16 protein-coding genes and 1 tRNA gene are annotated in these 15,782 nt (G+C 44.4%); 15 read left to right on the forward strand and 2 right to left on the reverse strand.

Going from position 1 to position 15,782, the window contains the following annotated elements; all coding sequences use genetic code 11:
* Positions 1 to 147: 147 nt before the first annotated feature.
* Both E2491_RS11740 and trxB read left to right on the forward strand, forming a co-directional pair.
* Positions 148 to 1,593: a tetratricopeptide repeat protein gene (locus tag E2491_RS11740; RefSeq protein ID WP_134375840.1), complete on the forward strand. Its 1,446-nt coding sequence runs from the start codon at positions 148 to 150 to the stop codon at positions 1,591 to 1,593.
* Positions 1,594 to 1,687: 94 nt separating this feature from the next.
* A complete protein-coding gene (gene trxB / locus E2491_RS11745; RefSeq protein ID WP_134375841.1) occupies positions 1,688 to 2,638 on the forward strand; it encodes a thioredoxin-disulfide reductase in 951 nt (316 codons plus the stop codon).
* 149 nt (positions 2,639 to 2,787) lie between these two features.
* Here the strand turns inward: trxB and E2491_RS11750 are convergent, their stop codons facing one another.
* Positions 2,788 to 3,294 (reverse strand): LURP-one-related family protein, encoded by a 507-nt coding sequence (locus E2491_RS11750; protein WP_134375842.1) that lies wholly within the window; start codon positions 3,292 to 3,294, stop codon positions 2,788 to 2,790.
* A gap of 250 nt (positions 3,295 to 3,544) precedes the next feature.
* On the opposite strand from E2491_RS11750, the gene E2491_RS11755 reads away from it, so the two are divergent.
* The 7 genes from E2491_RS11755 to E2491_RS11785 all read left to right on the forward strand — a co-directional run bounded on the left by E2491_RS11755 (position 3,545) and on the right by E2491_RS11785 (position 9,826).
* Positions 3,545 to 4,003: an NUDIX hydrolase gene (locus E2491_RS11755; protein WP_134375843.1), complete on the forward strand. Its 459-nt coding sequence runs from the start codon at positions 3,545 to 3,547 to the stop codon at positions 4,001 to 4,003.
* Between the two features lie 14 nt (positions 4,004 to 4,017).
* On the forward strand, positions 4,018 to 4,902 hold the full coding sequence (gene rapZ / locus E2491_RS11760; protein ID WP_134375844.1) for an RNase adapter RapZ: 885 nt from the start codon (positions 4,018 to 4,020) through the stop codon (positions 4,900 to 4,902).
* Entirely contained in the window at positions 4,899 to 5,882 is a 984-nt protein-coding gene (locus tag E2491_RS11765) for a gluconeogenesis factor YvcK family protein (protein WP_134375845.1), read from the forward strand. Before rapZ ends, E2491_RS11765 begins: the two co-directional genes overlap by 4 nt.
* Before the next feature lie 29 nt (positions 5,883 to 5,911).
* Positions 5,912 to 6,862 (forward strand): DNA-binding protein WhiA, encoded by a 951-nt coding sequence (gene whiA, locus E2491_RS11770; RefSeq protein WP_134375846.1) that lies wholly within the window; start codon positions 5,912 to 5,914, stop codon positions 6,860 to 6,862.
* Positions 6,863 to 6,886: 24 nt separating this feature from the next.
* The gene (locus E2491_RS11775) at positions 6,887 to 7,144 is read left to right on the forward strand and encodes an HPr family phosphocarrier protein (RefSeq protein WP_134375847.1); all 258 of its coding nucleotides are present in this window, start codon (positions 6,887 to 6,889) and stop codon (positions 7,142 to 7,144) included.
* Positions 7,145 to 7,529: 385 nt separating this feature from the next.
* Positions 7,530 to 8,345, forward strand: coding sequence for an SDR family NAD(P)-dependent oxidoreductase (locus tag E2491_RS11780; protein ID WP_208528070.1), 816 nt, complete (start codon positions 7,530 to 7,532; stop codon positions 8,343 to 8,345).
* A complete protein-coding gene (locus E2491_RS11785; RefSeq protein WP_134375848.1) occupies positions 8,342 to 9,826 on the forward strand; it encodes an AMP-binding protein in 1,485 nt (494 codons plus the stop codon). The genes E2491_RS11780 and E2491_RS11785 overlap by 4 nt, the downstream gene beginning before the upstream one ends.
* Before the next feature lie 43 nt (positions 9,827 to 9,869).
* On the opposite strand, the gene E2491_RS11790 is transcribed toward E2491_RS11785, so the two are convergent.
* Positions 9,870 to 9,941: transfer RNA gene (locus tag E2491_RS11790), tRNA-Arg, on the reverse strand.
* A gap of 240 nt (positions 9,942 to 10,181) precedes the next feature.
* Here E2491_RS11790 and clpP point away from each other — a divergent pair.
* The 6 genes from clpP to E2491_RS11820 all read left to right on the forward strand — a co-directional run bounded on the left by clpP (position 10,182) and on the right by E2491_RS11820 (position 15,762).
* Positions 10,182 to 10,778, forward strand: coding sequence for an ATP-dependent Clp endopeptidase proteolytic subunit ClpP (gene clpP, locus E2491_RS11795; RefSeq protein WP_134375849.1), 597 nt, complete (start codon positions 10,182 to 10,184; stop codon positions 10,776 to 10,778).
* Between the two features lie 322 nt (positions 10,779 to 11,100).
* Complete coding sequence (locus tag E2491_RS11800; RefSeq protein ID WP_134375850.1) at positions 11,101 to 11,313, forward strand: hypothetical protein; 213 nt, start codon at positions 11,101 to 11,103, stop codon at positions 11,311 to 11,313.
* Positions 11,314 to 11,917: 604 nt separating this feature from the next.
* Positions 11,918 to 12,157: a glutaredoxin family protein gene (locus E2491_RS11805; protein WP_134375851.1), complete on the forward strand. Its 240-nt coding sequence runs from the start codon at positions 11,918 to 11,920 to the stop codon at positions 12,155 to 12,157.
* Positions 12,158 to 12,344: 187 nt separating this feature from the next.
* Positions 12,345 to 13,379 (forward strand): sugar-binding transcriptional regulator, encoded by a 1,035-nt coding sequence (locus tag E2491_RS11810; RefSeq protein WP_134375852.1) that lies wholly within the window; start codon positions 12,345 to 12,347, stop codon positions 13,377 to 13,379.
* 45 nt (positions 13,380 to 13,424) lie between these two features.
* Positions 13,425 to 14,435, forward strand: a complete 1,011-nt coding sequence (gap, locus tag E2491_RS11815) for a type I glyceraldehyde-3-phosphate dehydrogenase (RefSeq protein ID WP_134375853.1) — start codon at positions 13,425 to 13,427, stop codon at positions 14,433 to 14,435.
* A 142-nt stretch (positions 14,436 to 14,577) separates the two neighbouring features.
* Positions 14,578 to 15,762: a phosphoglycerate kinase gene (locus tag E2491_RS11820; RefSeq protein ID WP_134375854.1), complete on the forward strand. Its 1,185-nt coding sequence runs from the start codon at positions 14,578 to 14,580 to the stop codon at positions 15,760 to 15,762.
* Positions 15,763 to 15,782 lie beyond the last annotated feature (20 nt).

Genomic DNA, 15,782 nt, shown 5'->3' on the forward strand with positions numbered 1-15,782 from the left:
TCTTCACCCTCTCATAACACCACCCACCGTATAATATTCTCATTCCGCCGTTGTCTCACTTTTACAAGATCACAAAATCAATCACCTTTAAAACCTTCCGTCAATATGTTAAAATTGATAAGTTAATACAACGTACGGAGGCTATAAATGAAAAAAGGATCGGATCATCAAAAAGGACAACTTGTTCCATTTACACAATCAAGTGAAACGCTGTATAAAAAAGGCATGGCCGTGTATCAGAAGGGACAGTTTGATAAGGCAATCAAATATTTAGGTAAGGCGGCTGAGCTTGAGCCCGATGAACCGATGATCCCGCTTCAGATCGCGATGATTGAGACGGAACTTGGTGAGTTTCAGCAATCGAATGAGCGGCTTAAGTCGATTGAAGCGGTCGATCCGACTATGACGGAAGTGCATTATCTGATGGCGAACAATTTTGCGCATCTTGGCTTGTTCCAGGAAGCGTACCGGCATGTAAATGTTTACTTATCTGAGGAACCGGATGGTGAATTTACAGAGGATGCAGAGGATTTGCTTGAGCTTCTGGCACTTGAGGATGAAGACGGTTTTGATGAGGAATTTGAGCATGATGAACTGATTGTCCATCAGGAGAAGGCTGGTAAGTATCTTGCTGAAGGAAAGTTTGAGCAGGCGGTAGAGCTTCTGGAAAGTGTTGTTGAACGTTTTCCTGACTACTGGTCAGCTTACAATAATCTTGCACTGGCATATTTTTACCAGGGTGAAACGGAGCAGGCATCAGCCATTTTGACGGAAGTCCTTCACCGGAATCCGGGTAATTTGCATGCTTTATGTAATCTTGCGGTATTTTATCATTATGAAGAGCGGACGAAAGAGCTTGAGGAATTAATGGATGCACTTGAGCGGATCCGTCCGTTTATGGTGGAGCACCGATTTAAGCTTGGGGCTACGTTTGCGCTGGTCGGGCGTCATGAACAGGCTTACGGATGGCTGAAAAGTCTTGTGAAACGGGGTTTTGAAGGGGATAGCGGCTTTTATTACTGGCTGTCACATTCGGCGTGGCATTCAGGTCATAAGGATGTTGCGGAAAATGCGTGGAAGCGTGTGATCAGTGATCAGCCTGATAAAGCGGGCCAGGAGCCGTGGGCGAGTTCGATTTTTGATAACCATGAACAGCTGAAGTCGCTTTATCCGGAGGAGCGGATGTTTCTTTTGTTTAAAGAGCTTCAGGTGTCAACGGATATTCTGGATGAAGAGCCACCGGATTATTACTCCGGGATTGAGTTGTCTTATTTCGAAATACTCCAGAATCCATATATCATGGACCATCCGTTTAATCGGGCGCATGAAGTCGCTGGCGAATTACTGAAGCGCTATAACATTAATTATAAAGATCATCACGGACTGTTTTACATGTGGTTCCACATTTTCTACCATGCAGCGAAGGATCGGTATGCGTTTAAAAATGTCGGAGCATTAGCAGCAGCTGTTGAATATATGTGGCACAAGGTAAGAGGTACTGCAAAGTCACAGAAAGAAGTGGCGAAATCGTACGGTGTTTCTGCCTCAGCACTCGCAAAATACCGTGATGAAATTGCCTCGTACCTTCCATAAGCAGATTAGTGGATTTTTAAATTTGACTGGATTACGATGAGATAGGACTATATAAAACAAACTCTTTACTTGAACGAAAAAGGAGTGTCATGTCATGACAGAAGAAAAAATTTATGACGTTGTGATTATTGGTGCAGGACCGGCTGGAATGACAGCTGCGGTCTATACGTCACGTGCGAATCTATCTACTTTAATGCTTGAGCGGGGAGTACCTGGCGGGCAGATGGCGAATACAGAAGATGTTGAGAACTATCCGGGATTTGATCATATTCTTGGACCGGACTTATCAAATAAAATGTTTGAGCACGCAAAGAAATTCGGTGCTGAATATGCCTATGGTGATGTAAAGGGCATTGAGGACGGCAAGGAATATAAGACGATTAAAGCCGGTAAAAAAGAATATAAAGCCCGTGCTATTCTGATCACGACAGGTGCAGAGTATAAAAAGCTTGGCGTACCGGGTGAAAAAGAGCTTGGCGGACGCGGTGTATCTTACTGTGCCGTGTGTGACGGAGCTTTCTTTAAAGGGAAAGATCTTGTCGTAGTCGGTGGGGGAGACTCTGCGGTTGAAGAGGGCGTTTACCTCACACGCTTTGCAAACAAGGTAACGATCGTTCACCGCCGCGATGAGCTTCGCGCTCAGAAGATTCTTCAGCAGCGTGCGTTTGATAACGAGAAAATTGATTTCATCTGGAATTCAACTGTGAAGGAAATCAATGAAGAGAACGGTAAGGTTGGTTCTGTTACGCTTATGTCTACAGAAGACGGAACAGAAACTGAGTTTAAGGCAGACGGAGCATTCATCTATATCGGAATGGTTCCACTGACAAAGCCTTTCGCGGATCTTGGCATTCTGAATGATGAAGGTTATATTCAAACAGATGAGCTGATGCGTACAAACGTACCGGGCATTTTTGCTGCAGGAGATGTTCGTGACAAAACACTTCGTCAGATTGTTACCGCAACGGGAGACGGAAGTGTGGCTTCACAGGCCATCCAGCATTACGTGGAAGAACTTGCTGAAACGTTAAAGGTCGGGTCTTAAGAGATAAACAAAACTTTATCTAATCGTTACCCATTTGTAACAGCTGTGCAACAATTTGTGGGTATAGTAAGACCATAAGTAATTGACCCCCTTTTAGTATAAATTACTTTTTTGGCACGAACGGATCGACGTTCGTGCCCTTTTTTTGTCTATGCTCCTCCGGATGCTGCACTGGAGTTATTGCGTTTTTCAATCGCATGAACGCCCATGACTACGGCAATCAGTTCATCCGTTAATAATGTAGCGGAATGATTTCTCAGTTCAAAGGCAGGAGAAGAGAAAAAGTCATTTACCTTTTTAAAGACAGCTACGACTTGGTCTGACTGGTCCAATATAGAATATTCTCTTGAAAAAGCAGGCGAGTGAATTTTGTAGATCGCAGCAGGTGTCATATACGTATAGCGTTTTGTGAAAAAAGATAATGAGTATTTGACCGTTCCAAGCTCACGGCCGCCCGGCTGTTTGATCGTCCATTTGTTTGAGAAGAAAGGGAACGAACCCTCAACCAGGACATTTCCTTCCTGATCTTCAACACTGACACTGGATGTAAATGAGGATTGCAGATTTAAACGTCCGATCTGTTCTTTTGAAGAATTAAAAATATCTGTTTTACCTGCTGAGAAAAAACGATCAGAAAAGTACACTTTATTTTCCATTCTTTTCAACTCCTTTTCTCTTATACGAAAAATCGTTTTAGATGTTTCAGTTGAAATGAAAAAAATGTAAGTTTTCAAGCTGACATTCTCATGTAAGATGCATAAAACTCTGGAAGTGTTCCTTTTAATATAAAGATTCAGTTCTAATTAATGTGAATAAAAATACAATAAGATACAGACCGATCTCGTTGTGACGGTTCATAAAAAAATGTATAATGTAATGAATGAGCAAAAGTTGGCAGGTGATGATATGCAAAGGATAACGAATTGCGTTTATATAAAAGATAACCAGGCTCTGCTGCTTCAGAAACCGCGCAGGGACTGGTGGGTGGCACCAGGTGGAAAGATGGAGCCGGGTGAGTCTGTACGTGATGCCTGCATTCGTGAATACCGCGAAGAGACAGGGATCTACGTTAAGAACCCTGAAATTAAAGGCATTTTCACGTTTATTATAAAAGACGGCAATGAAGTCGTGTCGGAATGGATGATGTTTACGTTCCTCGCGACCGAAGCTGACGGTTTGATTTTAGAGGAATCACCGGAAGGCATCTTGGAATGGCAGCCGTTTGAGGCGATTCAGTCACTTGATATGGCTGAAGGTGACCGTCACATCCTGGAGTATGTGATTCACGGTCAGGGTGTCATCTATGGAACATTTACGTATACGAAGGATTTTGAATTGCTTTCTTACCGTTTGGATCCTAGCTGAGGGGGAGTGCTGATATGTCAAAGGATATGGAAATTGTGATTATTACCGGGATGTCCGGTGCAGGGAAAACAGTTGCTGTGCAGAGCTTTGAAGACCTCGGCTTTTTTTGTGTGGACAACCTGCCACCAACGCTGCTGCCGAAATTTCTGGAGCTGATGAAAGAGTCCGGGGATAAGATGAACCGGGTGGCAGTCGTAATGGATTTAAGAGGCCGTGAATTTTTCGACTCTCTATTTCAGGCTCTTGACCAATTTGATCAGGAAGAACAGTTGAAGCCGCGTATTCTCTTTTTGGATGCGGACGATCAGGCACTGGTCCGCCGCTACAAGGAAACGCGCCGCTCTCATCCACTGGCAACGGCCGGTCTTCCAATGGAAGGGATCCAGCAGGAAAGAAAGCTGCTGGCGGATCTGAAAGGACGGGCCCAGACGATTTATAATACATCCTCTCTGAAGCCGCGTGAGCTGAGGGAGAAGATTCTCAATGAGTTCTCTGAAAATAAAAAGTCATTGTTCACTGTCAATGTGATGTCGTTTGGATTTAAACACGGCATTCCGATTGATGCGGATCTTGTGTTTGACGTACGCTTTTTGCCAAATCCGCATTACATTGACCATATGCGCCCGCAGACAGGTCTTGATGAAGAGGTTTCGGAGTACGTGCTGAAGTGGACCGAAACGCAGAAATTTCTGGAGAAGACCATTGATCTGTTGCAATTTATGCTGCCTCACTATAAGCGCGAAGGCAAAAGTCAGCTGGTGATTGCGATCGGCTGTACAGGCGGTCAGCACCGTTCTGTTGCTTTAACAGAGGAAGTCGCCCGTGCATTTGCAAAAGATTATCATACACAGATCACACACCGTGATATTGAGAAACGTAATAAAGGAAAAGTAAAATGAAAACGAAGCGTTACCAAAAAGGAAATGTTGTTGTCATCGGGGGAGGAACGGGTCTATCCGTTCTTCTGCGTGGACTGAAGCAGTATCCTATCAATTTAACGGCCATTGTAACCGTTGCAGATGATGGAGGCAGCTCGGGGAGGATCCGCTCAGACCTGAATATCCCTCCGCCGGGTGATATTAGAAATGTGCTCGCAGCCTTATCTGATGTTGAGCCTCTCGTTGAAGAAATGTTCCAGTACCGCTTTGCTAGTAAAAACGAGCTCGGTGGGCACTCACTTGGAAATTTAATCATTGCGGCAATGACCTCTATCACTGGAGATTTTGCCCACGGGATTGAAGAGATGAGTAAGGTGCTGAATGTGCGTGGACGCGTTCTGCCGTCAGCCAATCAGAGTCTTCTTTTATCAGCGGAGATGGAAGATGGAACGGTGATAAGGGGTGAATCGAAAATCCCCTTTAGCGGAAAGAAAATCAGCCGCGTTTATTTAACACCGGAACACGTGAAGGCGTTGCCTCAGGCAGTTGAAGCCATTGAAGAGGCTGATATGATCATTATTGGCCCCGGCTCCTTATACACAAGTATCCTGCCGAATCTCCTTGTAAAGGAAATTGGTGAAGCTGTTATCAAGAGTACCGTGCCAAAGGTATATATTTGCAACCTGATGACACAGGCTGGTGAAACGCTGCACTATACAGCATCAAATCATATCGAGGCATTGTACGACCACATGGGGGAACGGTTTATCGATTATATTCTTGTGAATAATGAAGATGTACCGGAGGAGATCCGCTCACTTTATGACAAACAAATGGCGGAACCCGTAAAGTTTGATGTCGAGAGACTTCGTGCGCTCGGTTTAAACGTGGTCTATGATAAAATTATTATGAATAAGAATGGGCTGATCCGTCATGATACGGATCGAGTTGCAGAAATTATTGTCCGCTTAATTGCTGAAACGAAAAATCAGCTCGCATAAGGACTTGGCTATAGAGAGGCGGGAACAAAATGTCTTTTGCGTCAGAAACAAAAAAGGAATTAACGCAAATTGAAGCAAATGATTGCTGTTCAAAAGCCGAACTTTCCGCGCTAATCAGAATGAACGGCTCGCTTTCATTTTCAAATAGAGCATTGATTGTGAACATCCAGACTGAAAATGCAGCGATCGCACGAAGAATTTACACACTGATTAAAAAAAGCTATACCGTTCAGGTAGAGCTGCTCGTGCGAAAGAAAATGAGGCTCAAAAAGAATAACGTATATATTGTAAGGATTGCTGAACAGGCGAGAGAGATCCTGGAGGATTTGAATATCCTTGGAGAAGGCTTCAGCCTGAATCATTCTATCTCACCATCTGTTATCGGCAAAAAATGCTGTCAGCGTGCTTATCTCCGCGGTGCATTTTTAGCGGGGGGATCGGTCAATAATCCTGAGACATCCTCTTATCACCTTGAGATTTTTACACTCTACGAGGAGCATAACGAATCACTTTCCAAACTGATGAATCAATTCGGTTTAAACAGCAAGACCATTGAACGGAAAAAAGGATTTGTTACGTATCTGAAAGAAGCAGAAAAGATCACTGAATTCTTCAGTCTGATCGGTGCACATCAGGCACTTCTGAGATTTGAAGATGTACGGATTGTACGTGATATGAGAAATTCCGTTAATCGTCTAGTGAATTGTGAGACGGCGAATTTGAATAAAACAATTGGTGCGGCACTCCGCCAGGTTGAAAATATCCGCTTTATCGAGCGCCATGCAGGACTTGGCATTCTGCCGGACAAGCTGCGTGAAATCGCTGAGCTGCGTGTCGCTTATCAGGATGTCACGCTGAAGGAACTTGGCGAAATGGTCTCAGGCGGTACAGTCAGTAAATCAGGCATTAACCACCGATTAAGAAAGATCGATGAAATCGCTGAAAAACTGCGTAAAGGCGAAATGGCACATACAAAATAACATAAAAATAGAGGGGGCAATTTAATGAAAAAACAGGAAGTAACAGTGGGATTAAAAACAGGACTGCAGGCGAGGCCTGCTGCCCTGTTTGTACAGGAAGCAACAAAATTTCAGTCAGATGTGTTTATTGAAAAGGATGGCAAAAAGGTCAACGCGAAAAGCATCATGGGCCTCATGAGCCTTGCGCTTGGGACAGGGACCAACTTCGTGTTAATAACAGAAGGACCTGATGAAGACGCAGCACTGCAAACGCTTGCATCGTATGTAGAAGAAGAGAAGTAAATGTGATGAACCCCCGCGCTTAGTGCGGGGGTTTTTATGTGTTGTTTGTGGTGATGAGGCGGATGAAGGAAAGTGTGGAGTCGGGGTGCAAGCGGATCGACAGAAGTTAGTGGGCTAAGAACAGAAAGTGGCGTGTGATCGACATGAATCTTAGCTCTATCGACAGAAGTTGAGCCGCTCATGACAATTTGATGTTAAAACGTTGGACTAGCGACGTGAAAGGGACTGCTATTGACATAAAGGAATGGCCTAACGACAAAAAATGATGGCCTTTCGACATAAGTAAGCCTCTATGAAAGATAAATGTTAAGGGATTTGCAGGCTTTTTGCAGTGGCTCGCCGAATATAGCCGTTACCACATATGTAAAAGCAGGTGACAATAATTGTGTATGACTACAGTTTTCTCGAGAAGCTCATGTTTCCTCATAGACCTTTACATAAAAAGAAATTACGAAGCCATTTAAAAGGAAAAACAGTTGTCATCACGGGAGCGAGTTCAGGGATTGGCGAACAGACAGCCACTCTTTTTGCAGGGCCGGAGGTGCATCTTATTTTAATTGCCAGACGTGAAGACAAACTTCAAGCCATCAAAAAGGATTTAATAAAAAAAGGTGCACACGTGACGATCATGTCTGCGGATTTAAGAGATGACGCTGAGTTGAATAAGGTCACACATGAACTTTTGCAGCTTGAGCGGCTTGACGTGCTGGTCAGTAATGCCGGTTTGTCGATTAACCGGTCGCTTGAAGCATCACAGGATCGCTTTCATGACTTTACCAGGACGATGGCGATTAATTATTTTGCGCCGGTGAAGCTTGTGTTGGAGCTGATGCCGCTGTTAGCAAAATCAAAGGGACAGATCATTAATGTCTCCACGATCAATGCGATCCTGTCTCCTTTATCCGGCTGGGCAGCTTATCAATCCTCTAAAGGGGCCTTTGATATCTGGTTCAGGTCTTCAGAAATAGAATTGAATAGATTGGGCATCCGGACTTCAACAGTCTATTTTCCCCTTGTCAGAACACCGATGATAGAGCCTACTGCCTCTTACAGAAAAGCGCCCGCGATGCATGCTGAACATGCAGCTGAACTCATTGGCAGGCTTATCATCTGCAATAAAAAAATTCATAAGCCCTGGTGGCTCCTTCCCGGTCAGGTTGCTTCCGTTTTTGTCAGGCAGTGGGGGAGGCGTGGAGCATGAGCGTGATCAGGCTGTTCTTTCCGGCAGGTTGGTTTTATTTATTATGTGCCGTCATGAGTCGTGGGGTTAATCTGCTCACACTATTGGCTTTTTCGGCACAACGCTATTCACAAAAGACCGCATTGATTGATCAAGGTATGAAAATTTCTTATCAGGAACTTTACCGTGATTCGCTGGCATTGAAATGTATGCTAAATGAACGCTATCAAATTAAAAAGGGTAAAAGGGTAGCTTTAATAGGAAGAAATTCAAAAGAAATGGTGAAGTCCATTTTTGCTGTATCGGGTACAGGCGCAGATTTATATTTATTACATGCTGACGCCGGTGAGGCGCTCCTTCATCAATTTATACATGAGCATGCGTTTGATCTGGTTCTTTATGATTCTTCTATTTTAAAGGTGGATCGTGGACAGAGTCTGGCGTTATCGGGCGTTCAGGATCTGATGATGAAATCAGACATACATAAAAAGAGTCCGCGCTCATCAGCCGGAAGGATCATTCTTTTAACCGGGGGTACGACGGGGAAACCTAAGCAAATCACGCATCAGCCATCCGTCGTTAATTTTTTGCCACCGTTTTTCACGATGATTAAACGGTTGAAATTGTTTGATTATAAGACAGCTTACATACCCACGCCTCTGTATCACGGATACGGATTTGCTATATTACTGTTATTTATCGCGCTCGGGAAAAAGATTGTAATAAGCGGCAAGTTTCATGCACGTGAAGCTTGTAAATTAATTGAGAAATATAAAGTTGATTTTATACCCGTTGTGCCACTGATGATTGACCGGATGATAAAAGAGGAAGTGGCTTCTTTGCGATCGCTCCGCTGTATTGCTTCCGGGAGTGCGGAGTTAAGGCCTGAATTGGCTGAAGAGGTTGTAAGTCGCTTAGGGCCCGTTTTGTATAATCTGTACGGGACGTCTGAAGCGGGCCTGAATTTGATTGCCACCCCGGCTGACCTAAAGTATTCAAGCAAAACAGTGGGACGTACGATTCCGGGCTCGAATATCAAGGTTGTGAATGAGAATCAAGATGAGGTTTTACCCGGTGAATCAGGACAATTATTAATAATAAATAATTGGTCCATGAAGTCTGCGGATGAATGGATTGAAACGGGTGACATAGGCTACGTTGACCATAACGGGTATTATTATCTGCAGGGGCGTAAGGATGACATGATCGTGTCTGGCGGAATCAATGTTTATCCAGCTGAGTTAAAGGACATATTGCAGCGGCACCCGTCTATACTCGAATCTGAAGTTATGGGAATGGCTGATGACGAGTACGGCCAACGTTTAGCAGCGTGGGTGATATTGAAGCAGGATAAAGACGAGACGGAGCAGAAGCTGATGGAGTGGATCCGGACGAAGGCTGCCCGTTATCAGGTGCCAAAAGAAATTAAGATTATTCATGCATTTCCATATACGCCGATCGGTAAGGTTGACAGGGCGGCGTTAAAGAAAATCATTCCATAAAAAAACCGCTTACCCAGGTGGATAAGCGATCAGCTGTTATGTACGCCCTCGAAGGGAATCGAACCCCTATCTCAAGAACCGGAATCTTGCGTCATATCCATTAAACTACGAGGGCAAGATACGCTGTGTTAAGCGCGCTTTTCTATTATAATCGAGCACTGGTATGAATGCAAGGGCAGATTTAAAAACGATTTGGCATCGATAAAACTTGTTAAACGTATGCTGGAATGGGTATGATGAAAGAAGAACAAAAGGTTGAATCGATTTGTTTGACCTTTTTTGACCATCATTGTATGATTGTCAGTACATACTTACCAGTTACACCAACATTACCTTTTTGAAGGAGGATTTTCACATGAATCTAATTCCTACAGTTATTGAACAGACAAACCGCGGTGAACGTGCATATGACATTTACTCACGTCTGTTAAAAGACCGGATCGTTATGCTTGGAAGTGCCATTGATGATAATGTGGCAAACTCCATTGTATCTCAGCTTCTTTTCCTTGAAGCGGATAACCCTGAAAAGGATATTTACCTTTACATCAACAGCCCTGGTGGAAGCATCACGTCTGGTATGGCGATTTATGATACGATGCAGTTCATTAAGCCAAAGGTACACACAATCTGTATCGGTATGGCAGCATCTATGGGTGCATTCCTTCTTGCAGCTGGTGAAAAGGGCCATCGTTATGCCCTGCCAAACGCAGAAGTCATGATTCACCAGCCACTTGGCGGTGCACAAGGTCAGGCAACAGAAATCGATATCGCTGCAAAGCGTATCCTGTTCCTGCGCGACAAGCTGAACAGCATCCTTGCTGAGCGCACTGGCCAGGATATCGAAACGATCGCCCGTGATACTGAGCGTGATAACTTCATGACAGCAGAACGTGCGAAGGAATATGGTCTGATTGATCAGATCATGGACCGCAATAAGCTTGCTGACAAGTAAGACTGAATACAGAATCTGCTGGGGAACTCTTTTTGAGTGCTCCAGCAGTTTTTTTGTGATTCAAATGATGTCATTATCCGAAATACCACAAGTAATTTAATAAGAATATAAGAGAACGATGGTAACTCTTAACCGGCTTATAAATCCATCCCTGGATACTCTTCTAAAATAATGTTCATATTTGTTGATCTCCTGCATATATTTATAGAATGGAGGCTTCTCTTTATTACAGAAAAATACATAATTATTTTATTCCTGTAACATGTATTGATTATGCATGTTTTATCTGAGAGGATAAGCCGGATGGAGGGATTACAACAATATGAAAAATTCAGACAGTCTTACGTATTTCCGTCCTGTTGTCACGGTTCTTGGAATAGACTATCAGGTGGCATTCGAAGAATTCCGGGACTATTATTCAATCTCAGTTCAGTTTAGGGAAAATCATACGATTACGATTCCCGGCTTTGACGTAAGAGAGATGATGGAGCAGCTGGAGCGCTGCATTCAAACATATATAGAAGAAGATAGGTAACCATTTTGCCTTTCCTATAAAATAGGGAAGGCTTTTTATTTTTGGATGAAGGTCTTTTATCACTGAACTCACAAACTTTCCGCTGACCTCACGAATTGTTGTCCGCAGCTCACGAACTCGCGTCACAACCTCACAAACTTCATGGCTAACCTCACGAATTCCGCCTCCATCCTTACAAACTCCATCCGCTGATTAATTACCTTCACTTACTCCAAACTGGGCTGGGTCAAATGACACTGACCTCACAAACTTTCCGCGGACCTCACGAATTGTCGTCAGCAGCTCACGAACTCGCGTCACAACCTCGCAAACTTCATGGCAAACCTCACGAATTCCGCCTCCATCCTTACAAACTCCATCCGCTGATTAATTACCTTCACTTACTCCAAACTGGGCTGGGTCAAATGATACTAACCTCACAAACTTTCCGCGGACCTCACGAATTGTTGTCCGCAGCTCACGAACTCGCTTCACAACCTCACAAACTTCATGGCTAACCTCACGAATTCCGCCGCTGACCTCACGTTCCCGCACACATCACTTCCCATTCAAATCATATTCAAGCATAATAATAACCATGATCAGACATTGGAGGGACGAAACCATGATTGTCCATTTTTATACCCGGCCGAACTGCGGGCTGTGCGAGGAAGCGCGGCTGATGCTCGAGCTTGTACAGGAAGATGCACATTTTGACATTGAGGAACGTAATATTGATACATCTGATGAGTGGACAGAGAAGTACGGTCTGATGATTCCGGTCATTGCAGTGGATGATGAAATTGTACAGGCCGGTCAGATTGATTATGTGACAATAAGTAAACGTTTTCAAAAAAACACTTGACTTTATTGCTTGAACTCGTTCTGTAACCCTGCTATGATTGAAATTGTAGCAGGGATCTTTTTTTTGCCGCGATTGGGACATAAAATGTCTATGCGGGACAAAAAATGACCAAGTGACGCACTTCGATGTCCGGCATTCAGTTAAAGCCTGACTTTGGAGTGAATTTTCACCGAAAAGGAGCTTTGACATGCCAACTTTTATTGACATCCAAAAGCGTCTGGTGCCTGACCTGCTAGATGAGATGCAAGTGAAATATCAGATTTTACGATCGGTCCGTTTTTTGCAGCCGGTTGGCAGAAGAAGCCTTGCCCAGTCACTCGGTATGACAGAACGCGTCCTCAGGAAGGAAGTGGATCAGCTGAAAAGCCAGGATCTGCTTCATATTGATGCTTCCGGAATGAGTCTGACGCAGGAGGGTCTTGAACTGCTTGTGCCGCTTGAGCGAATGATTAACGAAATTACGGGTATATCCGTAATGGAGCAGTCATTAAAACAACAGCTTGGCGTAAAAGAAGTGATCATTGTGCCCGGTAATAGTGATGATTCGCCTTGGGTGAAGGAAGAATTAGGACGAGCCGCTATTCAGAGTATGAAGCCGTATGTGGGTCATAATACGGTTGTGGCTGTTACGGGCGGAACGACGATGTCGGCCGTTGCGGGGATGCTGACTCCGGATTTCGCGACACCGGAAACGCTGTTTGTTCCGGCGCGAGGGGGCATCGGAGAAGATGTGCAAAACCAGGCCAACACGATTTGTTCCACAATGGCAATGAAATCCGGCGCCCGTCACCGTGTGTTGTATGTACCTGACCAGGTGAGCAGGGAAGTCTATGAGTCGATCACGAAAGAACCGGCAATTAAGGAAGTGATGTCATTAATCACTTCAGCCGACATTGTCCTTCATGGCATTGGCGAAGCCCATACGATGGCAAAACGCCGCAATACGACAGAGGAACACTTTCAGACGATTTCACAAGGCAAAGCCGTCGGTGAAGCATTTGGTTATTATTTTGATGTGGAGGGCAATATCGTCCACAAAGTAAAAACCATCGGGCTTCAATTAAAGGATCTTGGCTCTGTGCCAAATGTTTTTGCCGTTGCAGGCGGAAGCTCAAAGGCGCAGGCGATTCGCGCGTATTTTAAAGGCGCACCACAGTCTTCCTCGATTCTGATTACAGATGAGGGAGCAGCGAAAGAGCTTTTGAAAGGGTCCCCCTTTTAAAATAGATTTAAAACCATCCCCAACAATTTTAAGGAGGAATTATTCATGACAGTGAAAATTGGAATTAACGGATTTGGACGTATTGGACGTAACGTATACCGTGCATCACTTAACAATCCAGAGGTGGAAGTAGTAGCAGTAAACGACCTTACTGATGCAAACATGCTTGCACACCTTCTTCAGTACGATACAGTACACGGCGTACTTGACAAGAAAGTTGAAGTTGACGGTGAAGATAACCTGATCGTTGATGGACACAAAGTAAAAGTTCTTGCAGAGCGCGATCCTGCTAACCTTCCATGGGGTGAGCTTGGCGTTGATATCGTAATCGAGTCAACTGGTATCTTCACTAAAGGTGAAGCTGCTGCGAAGCACCTTGAAGGCGGAGCGAAGAAAGTTATCATCTCTGCACCGGCAAACGGCGAAGACTTGACTGTTGTTATGGGTGTTAACGAAGACAAGTACGATCCAGCAAGCCACAACGTAATTTCAAACGCTTCATGTACAACTAACTGCCTAGCACCATTTGCAAAAGTGCTTAACGACAAGTTTGGTCTTAAGCGCGGAATGATGACAACTGTTCACTCTTACACGAATGACCAGCAGATTCTTGACCTGCCACACAAAGACTACCGTCGTGCGCGTGCAGCAGCTGAGAACATCATCCCAACATCAACTGGAGCTGCTAAAGCAGTATCATTAGTTCTTCCTGAACTTGAAGGCAAATTAAACGGTATGGCAATGCGCGTACCAACACCAAACGTATCACTTGTTGACCTTGTTGCTGAATTCGAGCAGGAAGTATCTGTTGACGAAGTGAACGCAGCACTTAAAGAAGCGGCTGAAGGTAAGCTTAAAGGCATTCTTCAGTACAGCGATGAGCCACTAGTATCAAGCGACTACAATGGCAACACTTCTTCTTCAATCGTTGATGGTCTTTCAACAATGGTTCTTGAAGGAAACATGGTAAAAGTACTTTCTTGGTACGATAACGAAACTGGTTACTCTAACCGTTGCGTTGACTTAGCTGCTTACATGGCTAAAAAAGGTCTGTAAGAGTTTCGTAAATGATTCAGGTATGATTTGGTCTTTGGACCGGTCATCCCTTATAATAAGAGGGTGAATGGGGAGCGGGGAAAACATCCCCCTCCCTTTTTTCAGCCGCTTTGCCAATCTGATCAGAAGGAGGCCGATTTAATTGAATAAGAAAAGCGTTAAAGACATTGAGCTAAAAGGAAAACGCGTCTTTACCCGCGTTGACTTCAATGTCCCGATGAAAGATGGAGAAGTGACGGATGATACGAGAATCCGTGCTGCACTGCCAACAATCAAGCACTTGACTGAGGCAGGAGCAAAGGTTATTCTTGCGAGCCACCTTGGACGTCCAAAAGGGGAAGTTGTTGAAGAACTTCGTCTTGCCCCTGTTGCTGCTTATTTTGCTGACTTAATCGGTAAGGAAGTTAAGACAGTGGACGAAGCATACGGACCAAAAGCACAGGAGGCTGTTGCCGGACTTGAGGAAGGCGACATTCTTGTCCTTGAAAACGTACGTTTCTACCCTGGTGAAGAGAAAAACGATGCTGAGCTTTCTAAGGAATTTGCTGCGCTTGCTGATGTATACGTAAACGATGCATTTGGCGCTGCTCACCGTGCACACGCATCAACAGCAGGGATTGCTGAACATCTTCCAGCTGTATCAGGTCTGTTAATGGAAAAAGAGCTTGATGTTTTAGGGAAAGCATTATCAAATCCTGAGCGTCCATTCACAGCCATTATTGGCGGAGCAAAAGTAAAAGATAAGATCGGCGTAATCGATCATCTTTTAGACAAAGTGGATAACCTGATTATCGGTGGCGGACTTGCTTATACATTTGTAAAAGCACAGGGCCATGAAATCGGTAAGTCTCTTTTAGAAGAAGATAAGATCGATCTTGCTAAAGAATTTATGAAAAAAGCAGAAGACAAAGGCGTTAAGTTCTATATGCCGGTTGATATTGTCGTTGCAGATGATTTTTCAAATGATGCCAACATCAAAGAAGTACCAGTTGATGAGATCCCGGCGGACTGGGAAGGTCTTGATATCGGACCGAAAACACGTGAGCTTTACCGCGACGTGATCCAGCAGTCCAAGCTTGTGATCTGGAATGGGCCGATGGGTGTATTCGAGCTTGATTCATTTGCAAACGGAACGAAGGCAGTAGGACAGGCCCTTGCTGATGCACAGAATACATATTCTGTCATCGGTGGAGGAGACTCAGCAGCAGCCGTGGAGAAATTCGGTATGGCTGATAAGATGAGTCACATCTCAACAGGTGGCGGTGCCTCTCTTGAGTTTATGGAAGGTAAAGATCTTCCAGGCGTTGTCGCATTAAACGATAAGTAATAGCCAGACCAGGAAAGGAT

It is taken from the genome of Jeotgalibacillus sp. R-1-5s-1, assembly GCF_004405105.1.
Lineage (GTDB): Bacteria > Bacillota > Bacilli > Bacillales > Jeotgalibacillaceae > Jeotgalibacillus.

Coding starts and splice junctions, on each gene's coding strand:
- clpP (WP_134375849.1), top strand. CDS start 10,182: ATGAATCTAATTCCTACAGTTATTGAACAGACAAACCGCGGTGAACGT.
- gap (WP_134375853.1), top strand. CDS start 13,425: ATGACAGTGAAAATTGGAATTAACGGATTTGGACGTATTGGACGTAAC.
- trxB (WP_134375841.1), top strand. CDS start 1,688: ATGACAGAAGAAAAAATTTATGACGTTGTGATTATTGGTGCAGGACCG.
- E2491_RS11740 (WP_134375840.1), top strand. CDS start 148: ATGAAAAAAGGATCGGATCATCAAAAAGGACAACTTGTTCCATTTACA.
- E2491_RS11755 (WP_134375843.1), top strand. CDS start 3,545: ATGCAAAGGATAACGAATTGCGTTTATATAAAAGATAACCAGGCTCTG.
- E2491_RS11810 (WP_134375852.1), top strand. CDS start 12,345: ATGCCAACTTTTATTGACATCCAAAAGCGTCTGGTGCCTGACCTGCTA.
- E2491_RS11805 (WP_134375851.1), top strand. CDS start 11,918: ATGATTGTCCATTTTTATACCCGGCCGAACTGCGGGCTGTGCGAGGAA.
- E2491_RS11775 (WP_134375847.1), top strand. CDS start 6,887: ATGAAAAAACAGGAAGTAACAGTGGGATTAAAAACAGGACTGCAGGCG.
- E2491_RS11765 (WP_134375845.1), top strand. CDS start 4,899: ATGAAAACGAAGCGTTACCAAAAAGGAAATGTTGTTGTCATCGGGGGA.
- rapZ (WP_134375844.1), top strand. CDS start 4,018: ATGTCAAAGGATATGGAAATTGTGATTATTACCGGGATGTCCGGTGCA.
- E2491_RS11750 (WP_134375842.1), bottom strand. CDS start 3,294: ATGGAAAATAAAGTGTACTTTTCTGATCGTTTTTTCTCAGCAGGTAAA.
- E2491_RS11785 (WP_134375848.1), top strand. CDS start 8,342: ATGAGCGTGATCAGGCTGTTCTTTCCGGCAGGTTGGTTTTATTTATTA.
- whiA (WP_134375846.1), top strand. CDS start 5,912: ATGTCTTTTGCGTCAGAAACAAAAAAGGAATTAACGCAAATTGAAGCA.
- E2491_RS11800 (WP_134375850.1), top strand. CDS start 11,101: ATGAAAAATTCAGACAGTCTTACGTATTTCCGTCCTGTTGTCACGGTT.